This window comes from Acinetobacter sp. LMB-5 (assembly GCF_001541635.1).
Classification (GTDB): domain Bacteria; phylum Pseudomonadota; class Gammaproteobacteria; order Pseudomonadales; family Moraxellaceae; genus Acinetobacter; species Acinetobacter pittii.
In genome coordinates this window covers 114,234-132,253 of the sequence record NZ_LRDR01000010.1, presented here as the reverse complement: position 1 = coordinate 132,253, position 18,020 = coordinate 114,234, and the positions used below count along the sequence as shown (strand labels likewise).

General features: G+C 34.8%; 17 protein-coding genes. 10 read left to right on the top strand and 7 right to left on the bottom strand.

Annotation, left to right across the window (positions count from 1 at the left end; genetic code table 11):
• The first annotated feature begins 485 nt into the window (after positions 1-485).
• The 4 genes from AW165_RS15070 (at position 486) to AW165_RS15055 (ending at position 4,622) form a co-directional block, all read left to right on the top strand.
• Positions 486-950 carry a MarR family winged helix-turn-helix transcriptional regulator gene (locus AW165_RS15070; RefSeq protein WP_002121027.1) on the top strand — a complete coding sequence of 155 codons (465 nt, stop codon included), beginning with the start codon at positions 486-488 and terminating at the stop codon, positions 948-950.
• Positions 951-1,145: 195 nt separating this feature from the next.
• The gene (locus tag AW165_RS15065; protein ID WP_002120955.1) at positions 1,146-1,361 is read left to right on the top strand and encodes a hypothetical protein; all 216 of its coding nucleotides are present in this window, start codon (positions 1,146-1,148) and stop codon (positions 1,359-1,361) included.
• A 579-nt stretch (positions 1,362-1,940) separates the two neighbouring features.
• Entirely contained in the window at positions 1,941-4,031 is a 2,091-nt protein-coding gene (locus AW165_RS15060) for a putative bifunctional diguanylate cyclase/phosphodiesterase (RefSeq protein ID WP_060466298.1), read from the top strand.
• Between the two features lie 147 nt (positions 4,032-4,178).
• On the top strand, positions 4,179-4,622 hold the full coding sequence (locus tag AW165_RS15055; protein ID WP_002120966.1) for a universal stress protein: 444 nt from the start codon (positions 4,179-4,181) through the stop codon (positions 4,620-4,622).
• 54 nt (positions 4,623-4,676) lie between these two features.
• On the opposite strand, the gene AW165_RS15050 is transcribed toward AW165_RS15055, so the two are convergent.
• Complete coding sequence (locus AW165_RS15050) at positions 4,677-6,113, bottom strand: glucose/sorbosone family PQQ-dependent dehydrogenase (protein ID WP_060466297.1); 1,437 nt, start codon at positions 6,111-6,113, stop codon at positions 4,677-4,679.
• Positions 6,114-6,506: 393 nt separating this feature from the next.
• Between AW165_RS15050 and AW165_RS15045 the strand changes: the two genes are divergently transcribed.
• Positions 6,507-7,139 (top strand): SOS response-associated peptidase family protein, encoded by a 633-nt coding sequence (locus tag AW165_RS15045; RefSeq protein ID WP_060466296.1) that lies wholly within the window; start codon positions 6,507-6,509, stop codon positions 7,137-7,139.
• 226 nt (positions 7,140-7,365) lie between these two features.
• A complete protein-coding gene (locus AW165_RS15040; RefSeq protein ID WP_060466295.1) occupies positions 7,366-8,820 on the top strand; it encodes a SulP family inorganic anion transporter in 1,455 nt (484 codons plus the stop codon).
• Positions 8,821-8,861: 41 nt separating this feature from the next.
• On the opposite strand, the gene AW165_RS15035 is transcribed toward AW165_RS15040, so the two are convergent.
• From AW165_RS15035 to kynU, 5 genes are all read right to left on the bottom strand, one after another.
• Positions 8,862-10,043, bottom strand: a complete 1,182-nt coding sequence (locus AW165_RS15035; protein WP_060466294.1) for a S8 family peptidase — start codon at positions 10,041-10,043, stop codon at positions 8,862-8,864.
• Positions 10,044-10,603: 560 nt separating this feature from the next.
• Entirely contained in the window at positions 10,604-10,885 is a 282-nt protein-coding gene (locus AW165_RS15030; protein WP_060466293.1) for a DUF6527 family protein, read from the bottom strand.
• A gap of 606 nt (positions 10,886-11,491) precedes the next feature.
• A complete protein-coding gene (locus tag AW165_RS15025; protein ID WP_060466292.1) occupies positions 11,492-12,238 on the bottom strand; it encodes an alpha/beta hydrolase in 747 nt (248 codons plus the stop codon).
• Between the two features lie 7 nt (positions 12,239-12,245).
• Positions 12,246-13,652 (bottom strand): amino acid permease, encoded by a 1,407-nt coding sequence (locus tag AW165_RS15020; RefSeq protein ID WP_060466291.1) that lies wholly within the window; start codon positions 13,650-13,652, stop codon positions 12,246-12,248.
• A gap of 40 nt (positions 13,653-13,692) precedes the next feature.
• On the bottom strand, positions 13,693-14,943 hold the full coding sequence (gene kynU / locus AW165_RS15015) for a kynureninase (RefSeq protein WP_060466290.1): 1,251 nt from the start codon (positions 14,941-14,943) through the stop codon (positions 13,693-13,695).
• A gap of 147 nt (positions 14,944-15,090) precedes the next feature.
• Between kynU and gigD the strand changes: the two genes are divergently transcribed.
• Both gigD and AW165_RS15005 read left to right on the top strand, forming a co-directional pair.
• Positions 15,091-15,540 carry an Lrp/AsnC family transcriptional regulator GigD gene (gene gigD / locus AW165_RS15010; RefSeq protein WP_017386002.1) on the top strand — a complete coding sequence of 150 codons (450 nt, stop codon included), beginning with the start codon at positions 15,091-15,093 and terminating at the stop codon, positions 15,538-15,540.
• A gap of 29 nt (positions 15,541-15,569) precedes the next feature.
• Positions 15,570-16,106, top strand: a complete 537-nt coding sequence (locus AW165_RS15005) for a GNAT family N-acetyltransferase (RefSeq protein WP_060466289.1) — start codon at positions 15,570-15,572, stop codon at positions 16,104-16,106.
• A 37-nt stretch (positions 16,107-16,143) separates the two neighbouring features.
• Here AW165_RS15005 and AW165_RS15000 read toward each other — a convergent pair whose 3' ends face one another.
• On the bottom strand, positions 16,144-16,437 hold the full coding sequence (locus AW165_RS15000) for a hypothetical protein (RefSeq protein WP_025465974.1): 294 nt from the start codon (positions 16,435-16,437) through the stop codon (positions 16,144-16,146).
• A gap of 424 nt (positions 16,438-16,861) precedes the next feature.
• Here AW165_RS15000 and AW165_RS14995 point away from each other — a divergent pair, with 424 nt between their 5' ends.
• Together AW165_RS14995 and AW165_RS14990 are read left to right on the top strand one after the other, a co-directional pair.
• Entirely contained in the window at positions 16,862-17,548 is a 687-nt protein-coding gene (locus tag AW165_RS14995) for an HAD-IA family hydrolase (RefSeq protein ID WP_060466288.1), read from the top strand.
• Positions 17,532-17,960, top strand: a complete 429-nt coding sequence (locus AW165_RS14990) for an RNA-binding S4 domain-containing protein (protein WP_005068915.1) — start codon at positions 17,532-17,534, stop codon at positions 17,958-17,960. The genes AW165_RS14995 and AW165_RS14990 overlap by 17 nt, the downstream gene beginning before the upstream one ends.
• Positions 17,961-18,020: the final 60 nt, after the last annotated feature.

Below are 18,020 nucleotides of genomic sequence, written 5' to 3'. Positions count from 1 at the left end.
TGTATGGTAAATTTCGGCAACACCAAAACAATACAATGTCATGATATATATAAATATTTTTTATTTAAATATATTAATTTTTCATAGTTATGACTTTAGAGACAAAAACTTTCTCGTTCAATGCCACGTTCAAATCATAATTTTTTTTCTACGATGCCCTTGCAAGCAATATCGTTCAATTAACGATCAAGCAAGCTTAGATGCAATCTTACATATCCACTTAAAGAGTTTTAGGTACAGCCCTGTTAAGCAGTTTTTACCTTTAATAATCTTTGATTATAGCTGAAGAGTATTTAAAGTTCGCAAAGTTATAGGAACGCTTTATAAAGTTAAGGACAATTAAACCATGTCATTGTTAAATGAAGCTATATAACTTTTGCTCATCAAGTAAAGTCCTGCTATAACTTGCTTGATGAAACTATATTTTTCAACTATTAAAGATAGTTCACCAGGAATGCGATCCACCAAGGTATGGGGAAAAGTCAATGACAAAGAAGTATGCGCGTTTTTTACCTACAACAGAATCTTTTACTCTTGAAGATTTTCCATATTATTGGATTACTCAAGTACATGCTCAATATGTACAAAACATTGATAATGCTTTAAAAAAATATGGTTTAGATAACTCACGTCGACGCATCATGTTGGCTTTAAGCAGCAAGCCCCATGCGAGTGTTTCTGAACTTTCAGATATGATTATTTCAAAAATGTCGACTACCACAAAAATTGTTTATCGTTTAAAAGATGAAGGTTTGGTTGAAACTTACTCTTGCCAAACTGATGGTCGTATTACTCGTGTAGTACTTACAGAAAAAGGGACTGAAATGATCAACAAGATCAATGATCTAACAAGTGTAGTACTTGAGCAGTCTTTTGAAGGTATTACTCCCTTACAGCTAGAAAAAATGATGGAAAGTTTAAAATTACTTTTAAAGAACCTTTCTCGCTAAGATGAAATAAGAATCTATTTATACCCAATAGTTAAAGCTCTCATTACGAGAGCTTAACTATTTTAATGTCTCTACTTTGATATTAAGAGAAATGGCATCCCACATAAAATAATCAATTAACCTTCCATCTGTTGACTTGAGCTCTTAACTCCAGTAGAAATTCTCTTTCAATAACTGAATAGCAAATTTCGGAAAATGGCTAAAAGAAAATACAAAAGTGACAAATTTCAGGTACGTCGTATTAACCGTAGCTGGTGGGTACTTGAAAAAGACCTTGAATCAAACTGCTATTTAAAACATGAGCAAGTGGCAACAAAAACCTTAGCAAACAACTATGCTGATGATTATATCGAACAGTACTATATGAATCTGTACATACAACAACAGTTGAACAAGCCAGAAACTGTATAAAAAGCCATTTTGGCTTTTTTTATTTTTATAATTAAAATCTATAAAAATTATGCATAAAAAAAACCTACATCTTGGGGAAAATGTAGGCTATAAAATGCACAAAAAGGAAATATATATCCTTTTTGACAAAAAGAATTTTACGATAATACAAGCTATTATTTTATATTACTTTTGTAAACTTAATAGCGATTATTGTATTTAATTAACCTCTTTTGAGAGCTTCTTTGTTTATATTATGAATAAAATTTGATTTATCAAATTCTTTATTTTTTATCTTTACTCCTTCTACTTTCTTAGTTTTATTTTTAATATGACAAATATATATGCATAATTATAAGCTGCTGTTTTAATAAGTTTTTTACAAAAATAAGCATAAATATTTTTTTAAAGAAAGATAAATAAAAATTAATAAATAACAAAAACATAAATTAAATCTTTAGTATATATTAGTTTTAATAACTCAATTTTAGTTCAAAAAAAATACACATAAAATTTATTATTTGCTGTTTTGCTTACTACAGAAAGATTACAATAATGGCTAATAAATAGATTAATCAACACAATCTTTCTAGGCATGTTATGACTTCAATGTCGAACAACACCCAAAAGCATTTTATTGTTGAGCAAATTCCACTCCCAACTTGGGTGAGTGATGAAAATGGCTTGATATTATATTGCAATATAGAGTGTACAGAATATTGGTTGGATACTTTTTCTCCATTGCCAGCGCAATGGCTAGATTTTATTTATCCTACCGATTTAGATGAAGTCAAAAACAGATGGCTCGAAGCAATTCGCCTGCAAAAAAGAATCGAATTAAAATGTCGACTTTTACGAGCTGGAAATCAATATAGATGGTGCAAACTATCGATTCAAGCATCTAAGTATCGCAGCTCCTCACAAACTAGCGAATGGTATGTTAGCTTTTTAGATATAGATCATGATATTCAAGAACAACAAAACTTGCAAAAGAACATTGAGATACAAAATCAGATGTTAGATATCAGTGTAGATTGCATTAAAGTTTTAAATGTAGACGGCACACTTTCTCACATGAACAAATCAGGGTGCCTCGCTTTAGGTGTACCTGTTGATGAAACAGAATTTGGAATGAAATGGCTCGAACTATTACCACCGCACATTCGTAAACGCGGTCGAGTCGCTTTGAAAAAAGCTCTTCAAGGTAAAGTTGCTAGATTTGCAGGAATGAGCTGTTTGCCAGATCAGGATCCTGAGTATTGGGATAATATGCTTACCCCGATTCATCGGGAAAATGGTGAAATTGGACAAATCCTTTGTGTCTCACGTAATGTTACTCAACAACATTTGGCAGAAAACCAGCTTAGGAATATGAGTGAGAGAGATGAACTGACAGGATTATATAATCGGCGTTCATTTAAATTTCAACTTAAGCGCACTCTCTCATATTCAAAAGACACTCAAACAAGTGTAGGGTTACTTTTAATTGACCTCGACCACTTTAAACATATTAACGATACTTTAGGGCATAGCGCAGGCGATCATCTATTAAAAGTTCTCTCCAAACGCTTTAGTCATTGTGTAGATGATGAAAAGTGCGTTGTCGCGCGACTAGGCGGAGACGAATTTGCGGTTATTATTAATAACCTTAATTCTGAAAATGATGTCCGAGAGTTAGCAACCATTTTACTTCAACAGTTAAATCAGCCGATTACCTATTTAGGAAATGTCTTAAATGGTGGGATGAGCATTGGCTGCGCAATTTACCCGCAAGATGCCGTAGACCAGTCAGGTTTGCTCAGTTGTGCCGATATGGCATTGCATGATCTAAAAGCGCGTGGTCGTGGTGGTATTCGCATGTATGATCCATGCATGATGCAAATGACCGAAACAGTCGCTTCTCAGCTTAATTTAGCTCGTCAGCTGATTCGCCATCATACCATCCAACCTTATTATCAACCTAAAGTAGATTTAAGAACCCATCGTGTAGTGGGGTTTGAAGCTTTATTAAGATGGCATACAACCTCAGCTCAAAGAGGCTACCCTGCACAAATTGCAGAAGCTTTTAAAGATTATAATTTAGCGAGTAAGATCGGTGAAACGATGCAACACCAAGTTTTACGTGACATCGCTAAATGGATAAATCTTGGTATTACCCCACTCCCTGTTTCACTAAATGCTGCACCAGTTGAGTTCTTAAGAGATAATTATGCTGAGAGACTTTTGAAAAAGATTAATCAATTTCAAATACCGACGCAATATATTGAAGTGGAAGTCACTGAGCACATGCTAGGCGACCGAGGTTCGGAATATGTGATTCGTGCACTTAATAAATTAAAACAGCATGGGGTACGTATTGCACTTGACGACTTTGGGACTGGTTTTTCATCGCTAACCCATATTCGCGATTACCCGATTGACAGTTTAAAAGTAGATTGCAGCTTTATCCAAAAGATGCAACATGACCCATCAATTTATGCGATTGTCCAAGCAATTGGTTTACTCGCTCCAAATTTATCACTCGGGCTTATCGCTGAAGGAATTGAAACTCCTGAACAAGAAGAACTACTTCGACAATTTGGTTACAGCATAGGCCAAGGGTTCTTGTTTGAATCTGCTATAGATGCTACTCAGGTTATTTCCATACTTAAACAAAATCAGCCTTACTTAGAAAGTCATTACAATCTTTGAAAATAAGATGTTTAATAAACCTTTTAGTTTTTATTCATACTAAAAATAAACAATAATTTTTAAAAAACTGTTCATAATATAAGCATAAAGATAATAATTTCGGTGTTCCCGCACCATACATTGTCACAAGACAATAAGGAGCAATATATGAGTTATCACCATATCTTGGTTCCAGTCGATGGTTCTCCTACTTCACTTATTGCCGTCAATCATGCAACAGCAATTGCTAAAGCCTTTGGCAGTAAAGTGACTCTAGTATATGCGCTTACTATAGATCCTTTCATTTCTGTAGAATTCATTGATAGTACAGAATTAGCACAGGATTATTTTAATAAAGCTAGAGCATCGATTCAGAGCATTTTAGACCAAGCTAAAGAACAATTTAGCCAACATGGAATTTCTGTTGAAACAAAAATTGTTGAGGGTCAAACAATCCACACAGAAATTATTAAAGCAGCTAATGAGCTAAAAGCAGATTTATTAGTGATTGGCTCACATGGGCGAAAAGGGTTTAAAAAGTTCTTCTTAGGAAGTGTGACTCAAGCCCTTTTAGGAGAAATTCATTTACCGGTATTAGTCGTAACTGAATAGTTTTCTAAAGCTAAAAAACCGATCTTTAATAGATCGGTTTTTTAATGGCCTGTATTACTTAGCCTTATATGTAAACTTAATGAGAGATCCTGGATTTTCTAATGTATTTGTTACTGAGCCATCATCTTTTTGAACATTTCCGGCAGTGTCAGTTAATACATATAAAACGTTCCCATCTGGACTTGCAATCACATCACGATAACGGTTGTTGCTTTTAAACATTGGCACAGCGTCATCATAAGTAGTGCTATAAGTTGGATCTAACTTAATACGGAAAATAACACCGCGTTTTAAAGATGGAACCAATAATGTATTTTCCCAACCAGTAATTGCTTTTTTACCGCCCTTATAGACATAGGCAGATGACGGCGCAACTGTTGGCCAGCAAATGTAGGACATCTCTCCACAAGTTGGATCGTTATAGTTGTAGGTATCTTGAACGGTATATAAAGTTTTTAATGGTGGGACAAAGTTTTTACCAGTCCATTCAGATTCTTTCGTCACAGGAACCCCTGCGGCTACTTTTACTCCATTCTGAGCTAAATCCTTAATTGACTTATTGGCTGCTGCTGAATAGTTTGCATAAGCATAGCCACTATCATCTTTATAACCTGCTACATTCGGCCAACCATAATTGCCACCTTTGACAATGAGGTTAATTTCATCGTCAGAGTTTGGGCCTTGTTCAGACTGCAACAATTTACCATTTGGAGTGAATGCTAAGCCCTGCGGATTACGATGTCCAAGTGTATAAATATGGCTAACCACCCCGTTAAAACTTGGATTATCCTTTGGAATACTTCCATCAAGATTTAAGCGTAGTACTTTACCCATATAGGTGTGATAGTCTTTGCCATTCAGTTCTTGTTGAGTTGGCGTATGTTGTGCTTGATTTGGCAAGAACAAATAAGCAAGCTGGTTACGCCCTTGGTCACCAATCGTATAATAAATCTTTTGATCTGGACCAATGACAAGACGACCAGACTGATGGTCTTTCGATGATGGTAATCCTGCCAATAAATCTACTGGCTTCTCGAGCGTATCTGTTGATTTATTATAGGTATAACGACGAATAATAGTTTGATTAGGCAATTCTTTATCTGTAGATTTCGAATTTTTAAATGTACCTGAAATGTAGATATAAGGATTATTTTTAAAGTCAGGATGGAAGGCAAAGCCTAACAAACCATTTTGTCCATCAGCATCATTTACAATCTCAGGCACCTGAAAAACTGTTTTTACACTACCCGACTCTGGATTCACTCTTAAAATCTTACCTGTTGCGCGCTCTGTTAACCAAATTTGATTATCAGGTCCCCACAACAAAGCATGTGGCTTATTTAAATTAGATAGAATAACTTTCTTGTCAAAGTTCTCTGATTTCGCTTTAGCAAATTGAGATGGAGTTAGAGGAACATCAGCAAATGCTGAGAGTGTAACTAGCTGAGCAGCGCCTAATAAAGCAATTTTAGCCAATAAATGTTTATTCATGTGTCCACCTTATAAATTGTCAAAATTTTCCGAGAATTTTTAAACCTTTAGCAACTGGTTTGTACGAGTTCTCTATATGATTTGTATTATGATGAATAACGAATCTATTAAAATCTAAATTTCTGAAAGGCTCTGTTGCATAAAAGTAGCTATTAAAACTGAATAAACTCTCTTTAAGATGAGCAACTTAACTATACGATTTATCTATTCTATTAATTTTATATCTGAAACTTTTTTGAAATGGCCATGAGTTAAATAAATATTTATTAACGAAGTAATTGATAGTTAAAAATTAATACTCAAAGAGACAATTCTAATTATAAAAATATACATCACTAAAGACTAAAAGTTAGAAGCTGTAATTGAGAGCTATTTTTACAACGAAGGTGTCTTATGTGTGCAAACTTTAAACCTATTAAGAAAATACATGCCAATCAATTAGAGTTATTTGAACCCACTTTTGAATATAAGATGGATATTTTCCCAAGTGATAATTGTCCACTCATTTTATCGAATGAAAATGAGCTTGAGTGGAGAAAAGCTAAATTTGGAATGCTTCCTCCTTATGCCAAAGAAATCGCATTCAAATATGCAACTTATAATGCCAGAACAGAGACAGTAGAACAAAAGCGCTCTTTTAAACATGCTTGGTTAAATGACCAGTTTGCGCTTATTCCTGTTGAAGCTATTTATGAACCTAAATATATCAATGGGAAAGCACATTGGTATGGTATTTTCCGTCAAGATGGGCAACCTTTTACCCTTGCTGCAATCTATGAAGAAACACTTATAGATGAACAGAAAGTTAGGTCAATGTCGCTATTAACAATTAATGCTGATCATCACCCTTTTATGAAACAATTTCATAAACCGGATGATGAAAAACGCTCAGTTATTGTAATACCAGACGATCTTAGAAATGATTGGCTCAACTGCACTCATTCTGAAGCCAAAGATTTTTTCTTAGATATGCCTGCGAATGAATTTGCCTCAATGCCAAAAGCTGAAATGAAAAATTATGATTAAATCGGTTTAGTCGACTTAGATTAGTCAGCCTTAAAAACTTATGCTATTCTTCGGGCACTTTTAAATGCCTCAAACTCTCTATACCTATGACACTTACGCCACCTTAAGTTTATTTACCCTTATCTATTGTAAATAACTCATCACTGTTTAGTGATGTGGTGTAGTCGCTTGTGTTGGTATATCACATCACTAGCCTTTTCAAAATTTAGAACTTAGGCTATTTCTCATGTTATCCAATGTCCGAGAACAATGGTTCTCTAATGTCCGCGCAGATATTCTTTCCGGTCTTGTTGTGGGTCTTGCTTTAATTCCAGAAGCAATTGCATTTTCAATTATTGCGGGTGTAGACCCCAAAGTCGGTTTATATGCATCCTTTAGTATTGCCGTTATTATTTCTTTCGTAGGCGGTCGTCCGGCTATGATTTCGGCGGCTACAGGCGCAATGGCTTTGGTTATGACAACGCTTGTAAAGGATCATGGTCTTCAATACTTATTTGCAGCAACAGTATTAACTGGCGTTATACAGATTTTGGCAGGATATTTCAAACTCGCTAAACTCATGCGTTTTGTTTCTAAATCGGTGGTTATTGGATTCGTTAATGCCCTCGCCATACTCATCTTTATGGCTCAATTACCAGAATTGGTAAATGTGACATGGCATGTTTACTTACTAGTAGCAATTGGTTTAGGAATTATTTACCTTTTCCCCTATATTCCAAAAATTGGAAAGTTCTTTCCCTCGCCCCTTATTTGTATTGTAGTAGTCACATTACTCGCTATTTTTTTAGGATTTGACGTTCGAACGGTTGGTGATATGGGATCATTACCGGATACGTTACCTATATTTCTAATTCCGAATATTCCTTTAAATTTAGAAACCCTCCTTATTATTCTTCCATATTCTTTAGCCCTTGCCGCGGTTGGCTTACTTGAATCAATGATGACGGCAACAATCGTTGATGAAATGACAGATACATCTAGTGATAAGTTTCAAGAATGTAAAGGTCAAGGCATTGCAAATATCGCTTCAGGTTTTATGGGAGGTATGGCGGGTTGTGCCATGATTGGTCAATCAATGATTAATGTAAAATCTGGTGGCCGTACACGTTTATCTACTTTCTGCGCGGGAATATTCTTACTTATTCTAGTTGTGTTTTTAAGTGATTGGTTAAAAGTAATCCCTATGGCTGCTCTGGTTGCTGTCATGATTATGGTGTCGATTAGTACTTTTGAGTGGAGCTCTCTGACTCAATTTAAAAATAATCCTAAAAGTAGTAATGCCGTTATGATCGCAACCGTTATTGTAGTAGTTGCTACCCATAACTTAGCGCTAGGTGTATTAACTGGCGTATTGCTTTCAGCACTTTTCTTAGCAAATAAACTAGAAAACGATATTCGTATTGAAACTTCATTCGAAGATCAAGCTCGTCTATACGAATTAAGAGGTCAAATATTTTTTAGTTCATCTGAAAAATTTATGCAAATTTTTAACTTTAAAGAAGATGTTAAAGAAATCATTATTGATCTTACCCACTCACATATTTGGGATGTGACTTCAGTTGCCATGTTAGATTCAGTTGTGAATAAATTTCAAAAGAACGGTGCTAAGGTAACGGTTCGCGGTCTAAATGAAGCCAGCTCAATCATGATTGATAAATACGGTACTCATGCAAAAATCTAAAAAAGGTCCTTCGGGACCTTTTCTAATTTAAATAACTGCTTTTACTGAGGAGATTTATATAGCAACCGATTTGGGCTACCAGAAGGATTTTTTACAACATTACTACTTGCTTGATTTAAAAGATTGGTCGAGATTGTCTGAGGTGTTGCAGTGGGCGTACTTTGCAACATTTCAGCCACCACACCAGCCACATGTGGAGTAGCCATTGAAGTTCCATTTAAAACTTTGGTTGCTGTATTACTCCCAATCCAAGAAGAGTTTATCTGGCTTCCGGGCGCAAAAATATCAACACAACTTCCATAATTCGAATAACTCGCTCGAGTATCTGTACTATCTGTAGCAGCAACAGTAATTGCCTTACTTACTCTGGCAGGAGAAGAACTACATGCATCTGTATTCGAGTTTCCTGCAGCCACAACCATTACATAACCATTATTAAATAAGTTTTCTACTGCACTATCTAAAGATGTGTTTGCTTCACCACCTAAAGACATATTCACTACAGCTGGCTTTTTACCATTTTTCAATATCCAATCTAGCCCCGCAATCACATTACTCGAAGCACCAGATCCATCACATCCTAAAATTCGTATTGGTACTAAACTTACGTTCTTAGCAACCCCATAGGTACTACCACCAACTGTTCCTGCCACATGTGTACCATGACCATGACAGTCACTTGTACCATTTCCATCAGATATCGCGGTATAGCCACTTAATACCCGTCCAGAGAACTGTTGATGTGTAGACAATATTCCTGTATCAACAATATAAGCGGTTGTGCCTGAACCTGTTTGTAAGTACGAATAGGCTGAATCTAGAGGTAAGTTTCTTTGGTCAATACGATCTAGTCCCCAATCTGGGTTACTTTGCGTAGTCGCATCAATTTTCATGACTGTGTCATTTTCAACAGAAACGACTTTCGGATTTTTTTTCATTGCTTCAACAAAAGCAGGACCGGCAACATCGGGTAAATAAATTGCAAATCCTTTAAGTACAGCATCATAGGTCTGTAATACCTTCCCACCATGTTGTTTAGCAATACCTTGTGCAAACTCGTTAGAAGAACCCACATCCTTATTAAGAATAATAATATATTGATTTTTAATAATTCCTTTTGCTTCAGACGAGCTTAGTACAGAATTTGTTGTAGCTGGTGCAGCATAGGTTAAATGGCTCAGCGCTATTGCTAAAAGAAAAGTCGAAACTTGGCAAAACTTCATAGAAAATCTCCATATTTTTTACTTTAGACATCATTGTTATGATCAGTACAGTCTTTATATTTAGGGATTAACATCTTTAGAAAGGAATTTTTATTATATTCTCCATATATTATAACCACATCATGTTTTCATAAAACTTGGACCTATACAATGCTATTATCTTTTTTCATTTAAAATTGAGAACCAATTCAAATAAACCAATACATCAAACATTTTAGAATAAATAATTATCTTACTTTATTTATAATTTAGTTTAGGTGGGATGTATAATGTAAAAATATATAATCATTAAAAATAATATAAATGTAGAAATAATGAGATATGTTCCAGTTGTATTAAAGCTTTTTAAAAATTTCCAGATATCCATAAATAAAAATATAAAACAGTGAGTTATGAAAATTCTTGCAAATTACAATATAGCCTTCAACTAAAAGAGATTTACAATTTTTTAAACTATAGGTGTTCAGTATCAAATATGTAAAGATATATTGCAAAAATATGTGATAATTAATGAATATACTGTTTTTTAAATGGTTATAATTAATAAATACTAATATCAATTATATTGTATAGCTTTTTAATTTTAGTTCTGGCAGCTCAACCTTACAACCAGCTAAATGATGCCTACAATTAACGCTATATTCGATAAAGCCATCTTTAATAAAGTAATTACAATATTCATTTATACTTATGATGGGATCAAATGTCGGTTTTTCCAAGTTACCATTAAAAAACCATTGGTTGCCGTTAGAGAAAGGATAATGTACAGGAATATAATGAAGATATCCGCAAGCAGGACACATATGTTTATACATGCCTCCTTCAAAATACTGTACTTTCATTAACACTCCTTTAAAAATAAAAAAGCCAACTCATAAGAGCCGACTAAACCATTTATTTACAGATGCTATATATTATTAAATTATGTGCTATAGCCTTCTCTCTTTTATTTTTCTGTTTTTAATTTATCTAACCTATATGACAAATTCATGAAGTTCCGAGTGTAATCTCACACTTTGTTAGTTTGGTAAAATATATTTTATATAATCTATTAATTAAATGATAATTCCAGTTAAATAATGAAAAGCAAATACTAGTTTGTTTCTTATTTGGCAGAGGGCTATGTGATTAACTCATATTAATCATTAAATAGATATTACCGTCATATCCAAGAACAAAATTCGATTTATCTTATTGTTTTTAAAAATCAAATAAAAAAGTCCGCATCTTGGGAAGCTACGGACTTGAAACTCAACTAAACAACAGCTAAACATTTTGCCGCTTAGTGAGAAAGCACTATCTTTTTAATCTAATTAAGTTCTATAGTCAGGTCAATAAGGATACTTAATTTTTATAAAAATTAGGTTGAGTTGTGATTTATCTCACATTTTATCTTCTAATAAGTTTAATCTGTTTTTCTTTACTCAATTACATTCTATTTCAAACACTTAAATTAAAATATTATTAAAGTAATGATTTAAAATAGAATAATGGTTAATTTTAGGAATAAGCTTGAAAGAAACAAAATCCTGATCTTGCCTTTTCTTCATTTCAAAATAATTTTGGCTTTGCCATTTCAACTCATCAAGTTCGAGTTCACCACAGAAAATTGAACATGGAGTAGTAATTCGTTTTGACTGATGAATAGGGCTGTATTTTAAGATATCTTCGCTTGAAAGATTGAGAGCATGATTTAAATGGGTTCTTCTTATAGGCTCCAGATCATAAATTCCACTTAACAAAACCATCTCAGATATGAGTGGATGGCCTAATGACAAAGCAGCCAGATGCGCCCCTGCCGAATGCCCAACCAAAACTACCTCATTAGTTTTCCAGTCTTGCTCTCGAATAAAATCGAGAGCTTGATTAATTTGAGAAGCAATATCTGAAATTTTGCTTTGTGGGGCCAGATCATATTCTAAAAGAATACACTGTGCACCCTTGGCTAGAACATACGGTACGATGAATGCAAAATCTGATTTATCACACCATTGCCAATATCCACCATGAATAAAAATAACAGTCTTTTTGGCTTGTTCTAATGGGAAAAAATCTAAGGTTGACCTTGGATGCGTCCCATATTGGATATCTGCAATATGAGTGCATTGTTGATAGGCCACCAAGCTGCTTCTTTGAAATTCTGCCAATATCTCATGTTCATTGGCCACAGTTCTAGCATTGTCATAGCGTCTCATAGGTCTCTCACTTCAACGATTCTTCATGAGCATTTAAAGCAAGCTTGGCTGATGACCGTTTTAAATAATAGAAAACAGTAAGCACAACAACTAATGGAACTCCAAATTGTAAAGTTGACTTGAATTCATTGGTAAACCACGTTGTGATCGTAATACTTAAAATTGCGATTAATCCTAAAAGGGAGATTAACTGACTCGCTGGAACCTTAAATTTTAACTGTTCTCCTTTTCGTGCCATATTCCTTCTAAAAAACATATGGGTAACAAAAATACTGCCCCAAGTGAACAACGCACCAAACATAGATAAAGCAATCATGATCGGGAAAGCCGAAGCTGGGTTAATCGTATAAACAATACTCGCAATACCAATACCAACAGCTGACAATAACAACGCATTAATTGGTACGCCATTATGACTAATACGGCCAAATAGTTTTGGCGCATCTCCTGCTCGTGACAAGCTAAATAGCATACGTGTTGAGATATACAACATACTATTCATGGCTGATAAGGCCGCGACAATTACAATAAAATTTAAAATACTGTCTGCATATGGAATCCCTACAATTTTCATCACCATCACAAAAGGGCTGGTCGCATCGGCTCCAATTAAAGTTGTCCATGGAACAAGTGCCACAATAAGAAATAAAGACAGTAAATAAAATAGGATTAAGCGAATTGCCGTACTTTTAAAAGCTTTCTTAACAGCTCTTTCTGGATCTTTAGCCTCACCTGCTGCAACAGCGATCATTTCAATACTTAAATAACTAAATATTGAAATGATTACTCCAATCCAGACTCCACTAAAACCATGAGGGGAAAAGCCCCCATGATCAGTTAGATTAGAGACAACCTGAGCTGTTCCTCCATGACCTTGAGTCAAAATACCAATTGCTAAAAGAATAAATACAATAATTGCAAAGACTTTTATGGTCGAAAACCAATATTCAACCAATCCAAAAGCTTTAACACTATATGCATTAACCACAAGTAAGGTTAGCGAAAAAAACGCAATCCAGACCCAAGAACCTACATGTGGAAACCATAATTTCATATAGTCAGCCACCGCTGTAATTTCTGTACCGACTGCTAATACAATACACGCCCAATAACAATAACGGACTAAAAACCCAGCGAGCGGACTTACATAATGCTCAGCATATGCCCCAAATGAGCCTGACGTAGGGTGCTGGACCGTCATCTCAGCCAAACAAGCCATAATAGCAAATGCGATTAAGCCTCCAATGGCATAACTCACAATGACGGCTGGGCCAGCAAAGCTAATTGCGAACTTGCTTCCCATGAACAGCCCTGTACCAATCGCTCCTCCAATTGCAATCATTCCCATCTGTTTTGCGGATAATTTTTTATGTAAACCCGCTTCTCGATTTTGTATTTCATCAAAACTGCTCATAGGCCCTCCTAGCCATTTTTCTAATGTTGATCTCTAACGATCAGGTCACTTCACTGCGCACCAGATAACGTTCATTTTTCCATTCACTATTCAGCATAATTTGCTTAAGTTGTTGTACGGCATTCCAAATATCTTCAAATCCTAGATATAAAGGTGTAATTCCAAAACGTAATACTTCCGGCTCGCGATAATCCCCAATTACCCCACGCGCAATAAGCGCCTGAATAATTTCATAACCGAACTCATGCCTATAACTGACATGACTGCCACGATATTTATGATTTAAAGGTGTAATCAGCTCAAAACCAAACTGGGCACACTCTTGTTGAACAAGTTGAATAAACAAATCAGTTAATTTGAGTGATTTCTCGCGTATTTGTTGCATATCAGCTTGTAAGAAAATATCGATACCACATTCAATTAGGCTCATAGAAATGATGGGTTGAGTTCCGCACAAGTAACGGCGAATACTGTTAGCTGGTTCATAGTGCTGAGCCATATCAAAAGGTTTCTTGTGGCTCCACCAGCCTGAGAGAGGTTGCCAAAATTGATCACGATGCTTTCGATTTACCCATAACAACGCTGGAGAACCTGGGCCGCCGTTTAAGTATTTGTAAGTACAACCAATCGCAAAATCACTATTGCTCTGATTAAGATCCATAGGCACTGCACCAACCGAGTGACATAAATCCCAAATAATCAAAGCATCTTTAGCGTGAATTTGTTGATTAATAGACTCCATATCATAGAAATATCCAGTCCGATAATTCACATGAGAAAGAACAACTACCGCAACATCTTTTGCTAAAACACGAGATAAATCATCTGCGCCATCAATCAATTCAACTTGATAACCCTGATGAATCAAATCGATAAAGCCTTCAATAATATAAATATCGGTTGGAAAGGCATCTTTTTCTGCAACAATAATTTTACGTTCCGGAAATTTTTCAGCTTGAATTTTTACCGCTGCTGATAAAACTTTGAATAAATTTAGGGTCGTTGAGTCTGAAATAACCACTTCACCTTTTTCAGCACCGATAAGCTGCGCGACTTTATCTCCGAGTCTAGTCGGTAGTCCCCACCAATCTGCTTTATTCCAACTATTAATAAGGTCCTCACCCCACTCTTTTGCAATAATATGCTGAGCAACCTCTAATGTTTTTTTTGGTCTTGCACCCAAAGAATTACCATCTAAATAAATGACATTTTCTGGTAGTGCAAATTCGTCTTTAAACTTTTTGAGTTCATCTTCCTGATCCCAATAGAGGCATTGTTCGTGAGTAATCATTTGTTATTTCACCTATTTTCAACATTTCCTTTGTATTTGAATTTTATCACGCCAATTCTTTCGATTTATTCGATAATATTTGATTAAAATTTGCTATTTTCGTATAAAATTCAAATTAAAATTAAAAAACATGGATGAAATTCGAAAATGAATGTAGATGCAATTGATCTTAAAATTTTAAAACATTTACAAGATAATGCTCGGTTAAGTAACCAAGAACTGGCCGATCTCGTTAACCTTTCGGCTTCAGCTTGTCATCGGCGAGTGAAAATTTTAGAAAGCAATGGTGTAATTGAAAAATATCAAGCGAAAGTTAATTATGAAAAACTAGGTATAAAAATTGAGGCAATTGTCGAAATAAAGCTTGCCCAACTCACAGAAAATGATCACAACTTCTTTTTAAGTCAGATCAAAAATTTTGATGAAGTCATTAATGCATATATTATTACTGGCGAATCTAATTATGTTTTACACGTTGCGACCAAAGATTTGAGTTCTTTTTCTCATTTCGTCATTAATACCTTAAATAAAATAAAAGGTGTAGTGAGCATCAATTCCAAGATCATTTTACAGAAGATTGTGCAAAAGCCACTTTGACCCATCATTTTTAATTATAGAGCCATCTCATGATCGAAACTCAGCGTTTAATTTTAAGACAGTGGAAAGAAAGTGATGTTGAGCCTTTTATAACAATGGGCTTGGATCAAGATGTTATGCAATTTTTCCCAACTCTATTAACACCCCAAGAAAGCCTTAATTTAATCCAAAAAATTTCATCTCTCATTAATGAAAATGGTTGGGGCTTCTGGGCAGTAGAATTAAAAGAAACCCATCAATTTATCGGGTTTATTGGTTTACATAGCCAACCTGAACAATTTGATTTTTCTCCATGTGTGGAAATTGGGTGGCGACTTGCAAAAGAATTCTGGAAACAAGGTTATGCAACTGAAGGAGCAAAAGCAGCTTTAGACTATGGTTTTAATGTACTGAATTTAGATAAGATCGTTTCATTTACTACTAACATAAATACACCCTCTCAAGCTGTCATGGAAAGACTTGGGATGCACAAAGTTAAAAACTTTGATCATCCCAAGGTTCCTCTCCATCACCACCTAAAAGCACATGTGTTATATGAAATTACGAGCTCTTCATTTAATTTTTGATTAAAGTCAAAATTTTAAATTATTAATAAAAATTTTCTTAATCATCGAAATCATAGCCAACAGATGTAGAGCACTCCCAATACTCATGGATTTTACTTGCGATATCATCTTTTCCCATGGTAGTGAGTACATAAAAGAGTTTAGCCTCTTTATTTTTTCTTAGTATTAAGAGGTTGTAGTAATCATACTCAGGCCCATTAAGACCTAATGTTGGCTGTGATTCACAGTGCTTTTCTGCTTTGTAATGCCATTCAAGCTTATAAGTATCAAGGCCATCAGCAGCATTGATTACAATACCGTCATTGGCTCCGCCAATAAATCCAATTTTCATTGCTTTCTCTAAATTCTTATTAGGGTTAATTTTAAATATAACTTTAAACAAGTATCCTTCAATTTATAAAATGTATGTCAATACGTATCCTATGTAAGCAAAATTAACCATAAATATAGATGGCTTTTAAGATTTCTTAATTGCAAAACTTTGACTCCCTATTTTTACTTTAAATACAGGAAAAGTTTTCTATTAAAAAGCATTTATTATTGTTTTTTGTTTTTCAAAATTACACGCTATAATTTTCAAATCATTTATCCTCCCTACCCATCACATTAATCAAAACACCTTTTGAAAGAATTAATGGGTGGAGTTTTAAATTAATTTTATATCTCGAAGTTTCTTTAATTAATGATTTTAAAAAGGATATATGGGAGATGTGTCTTAAAAATTTTGCTTTAAATGATTTTGGAGATATTTAGATATGTCTAAAATCGTAATGTTTGACATGGATGGTACGCTATTAGATCTCGCTTTTGATGATTTCATCTGGAATGAATGTCTTCCCAAGCGACATGCAGAGATACATCAACTTCCACTCGACCAAAGCCAAAAAACACTATATCAGTTTTATCAATCACATAAACATACGCTTGTTTGGTATTCATCAACTTATTGGACCAAAACTGTAGGTGTAGATGTACTCAAATTACAGCAAGAATTTCAGACAAAAATTCAAACTCGGTTTGGTTGTATTGAGCTTCTGCAGGAACTGAAAAAGCAAGGATATAGTTGTTGGTTAGTTACAAATGCCGATCGTGCAAGCTTACGGTTAAAGCTCGATAATGTTGCAATTGAACACTTCTTTGACGTAATCGTATCGAGTGAACAAATTGGTTATGCAAAAGAAGATATTCATTTTTGGCAAGAGCTCGAAAAATTACACCCTTTCGCCCCAGAAGCAACCATTTTTATTGATGATACAGCTCCTGTACTAAAAACAGCTGAAAAATTTGGTATCAAACACTTGTTTACTATCTTACAGCCCTCAAGTCTAAAGGATGTAAGAAAGCATGAAGATTTAGAATATAAAGCACTAGATCGACTTACAGAATTGCTGTCTATATTGAATCAAATTGATAGAAAGGATAATGATGTCAAAATCGCTTGAAAACGATGCTGTAGAGACCATGCGTATCGATAAATGGCTATGGGCTGCTCGTTTTTTTAAAACTCGTTCAATTGCTAAAGCAGCAATCGAAGGAGGTAAAGTACATCACAATAATGAGCGTGTAAAAGTTTCCAAAGAAATTCGTGTTGGAATGGAACTTATTATTCAACAAGGTTTTGATAAAAAAACCGTTGTCGTAAAAGCGCTTTCGAACACACGTGGTCCAGCACCAGTTGCCCAGCAACTTTATGAAGAAACAGAAGTAAGTATTGCTAGACGGGAGTTGATTGCATCCCAACGAAAATTGCATAATCTTGCTCGACCTGATCATAGACCGAGTAAAAAGGATCGTAGACAGATTAATCGGTTTAAACAGGACAATGATCAACACTGGTCGTATGGTGATGAATAAAAACGTCGAGTTGTGTCGCACACACACAGACAACACATAGAAGCTATAGAAAAAATCTGT

What these genes read in the sequence shown, in the direction of transcription:
- AW165_RS15070 (WP_002121027.1), top strand. Translation starts at nt 486, where the DNA reads ATGACAAAGAAGTATGCGCGTTTTTTACCTACAACAGAATCTTTTACT.
- AW165_RS15065 (WP_002120955.1), top strand. Translation starts at nt 1,146, where the DNA reads ATGGCTAAAAGAAAATACAAAAGTGACAAATTTCAGGTACGTCGTATT.
- AW165_RS15060 (WP_060466298.1), top strand. Translation starts at nt 1,941, where the DNA reads ATGACTTCAATGTCGAACAACACCCAAAAGCATTTTATTGTTGAGCAA.
- AW165_RS15055 (WP_002120966.1), top strand. Translation starts at nt 4,179, where the DNA reads ATGAGTTATCACCATATCTTGGTTCCAGTCGATGGTTCTCCTACTTCA.
- AW165_RS15050 (WP_060466297.1), bottom strand. Translation starts at nt 6,113, where the DNA reads ATGAATAAACATTTATTGGCTAAAATTGCTTTATTAGGCGCTGCTCAG.
- AW165_RS15045 (WP_060466296.1), top strand. Translation starts at nt 6,507, where the DNA reads ATGTGTGCAAACTTTAAACCTATTAAGAAAATACATGCCAATCAATTA.
- AW165_RS15040 (WP_060466295.1), top strand. Translation starts at nt 7,366, where the DNA reads ATGTTATCCAATGTCCGAGAACAATGGTTCTCTAATGTCCGCGCAGAT.
- AW165_RS15035 (WP_060466294.1), bottom strand. Translation starts at nt 10,043, where the DNA reads ATGAAGTTTTGCCAAGTTTCGACTTTTCTTTTAGCAATAGCGCTGAGC.
- AW165_RS15030 (WP_060466293.1), bottom strand. Translation starts at nt 10,885, where the DNA reads ATGAAAGTACAGTATTTTGAAGGAGGCATGTATAAACATATGTGTCCT.
- AW165_RS15025 (WP_060466292.1), bottom strand. Translation starts at nt 12,238, where the DNA reads ATGAGACGCTATGACAATGCTAGAACTGTGGCCAATGAACATGAGATA.
- AW165_RS15020 (WP_060466291.1), bottom strand. Translation starts at nt 13,652, where the DNA reads ATGAGCAGTTTTGATGAAATACAAAATCGAGAAGCGGGTTTACATAAA.
- kynU (WP_060466290.1), bottom strand. Translation starts at nt 14,943, where the DNA reads ATGATTACTCACGAACAATGCCTCTATTGGGATCAGGAAGATGAACTC.
- gigD (WP_017386002.1), top strand. Translation starts at nt 15,091, where the DNA reads ATGAATGTAGATGCAATTGATCTTAAAATTTTAAAACATTTACAAGAT.
- AW165_RS15005 (WP_060466289.1), top strand. Translation starts at nt 15,570, where the DNA reads ATGATCGAAACTCAGCGTTTAATTTTAAGACAGTGGAAAGAAAGTGAT.
- AW165_RS15000 (WP_025465974.1), bottom strand. Translation starts at nt 16,437, where the DNA reads ATGAAAATTGGATTTATTGGCGGAGCCAATGACGGTATTGTAATCAAT.
- AW165_RS14995 (WP_060466288.1), top strand. Translation starts at nt 16,862, where the DNA reads ATGTCTAAAATCGTAATGTTTGACATGGATGGTACGCTATTAGATCTC.
- AW165_RS14990 (WP_005068915.1), top strand. Translation starts at nt 17,532, where the DNA reads ATGTCAAAATCGCTTGAAAACGATGCTGTAGAGACCATGCGTATCGAT.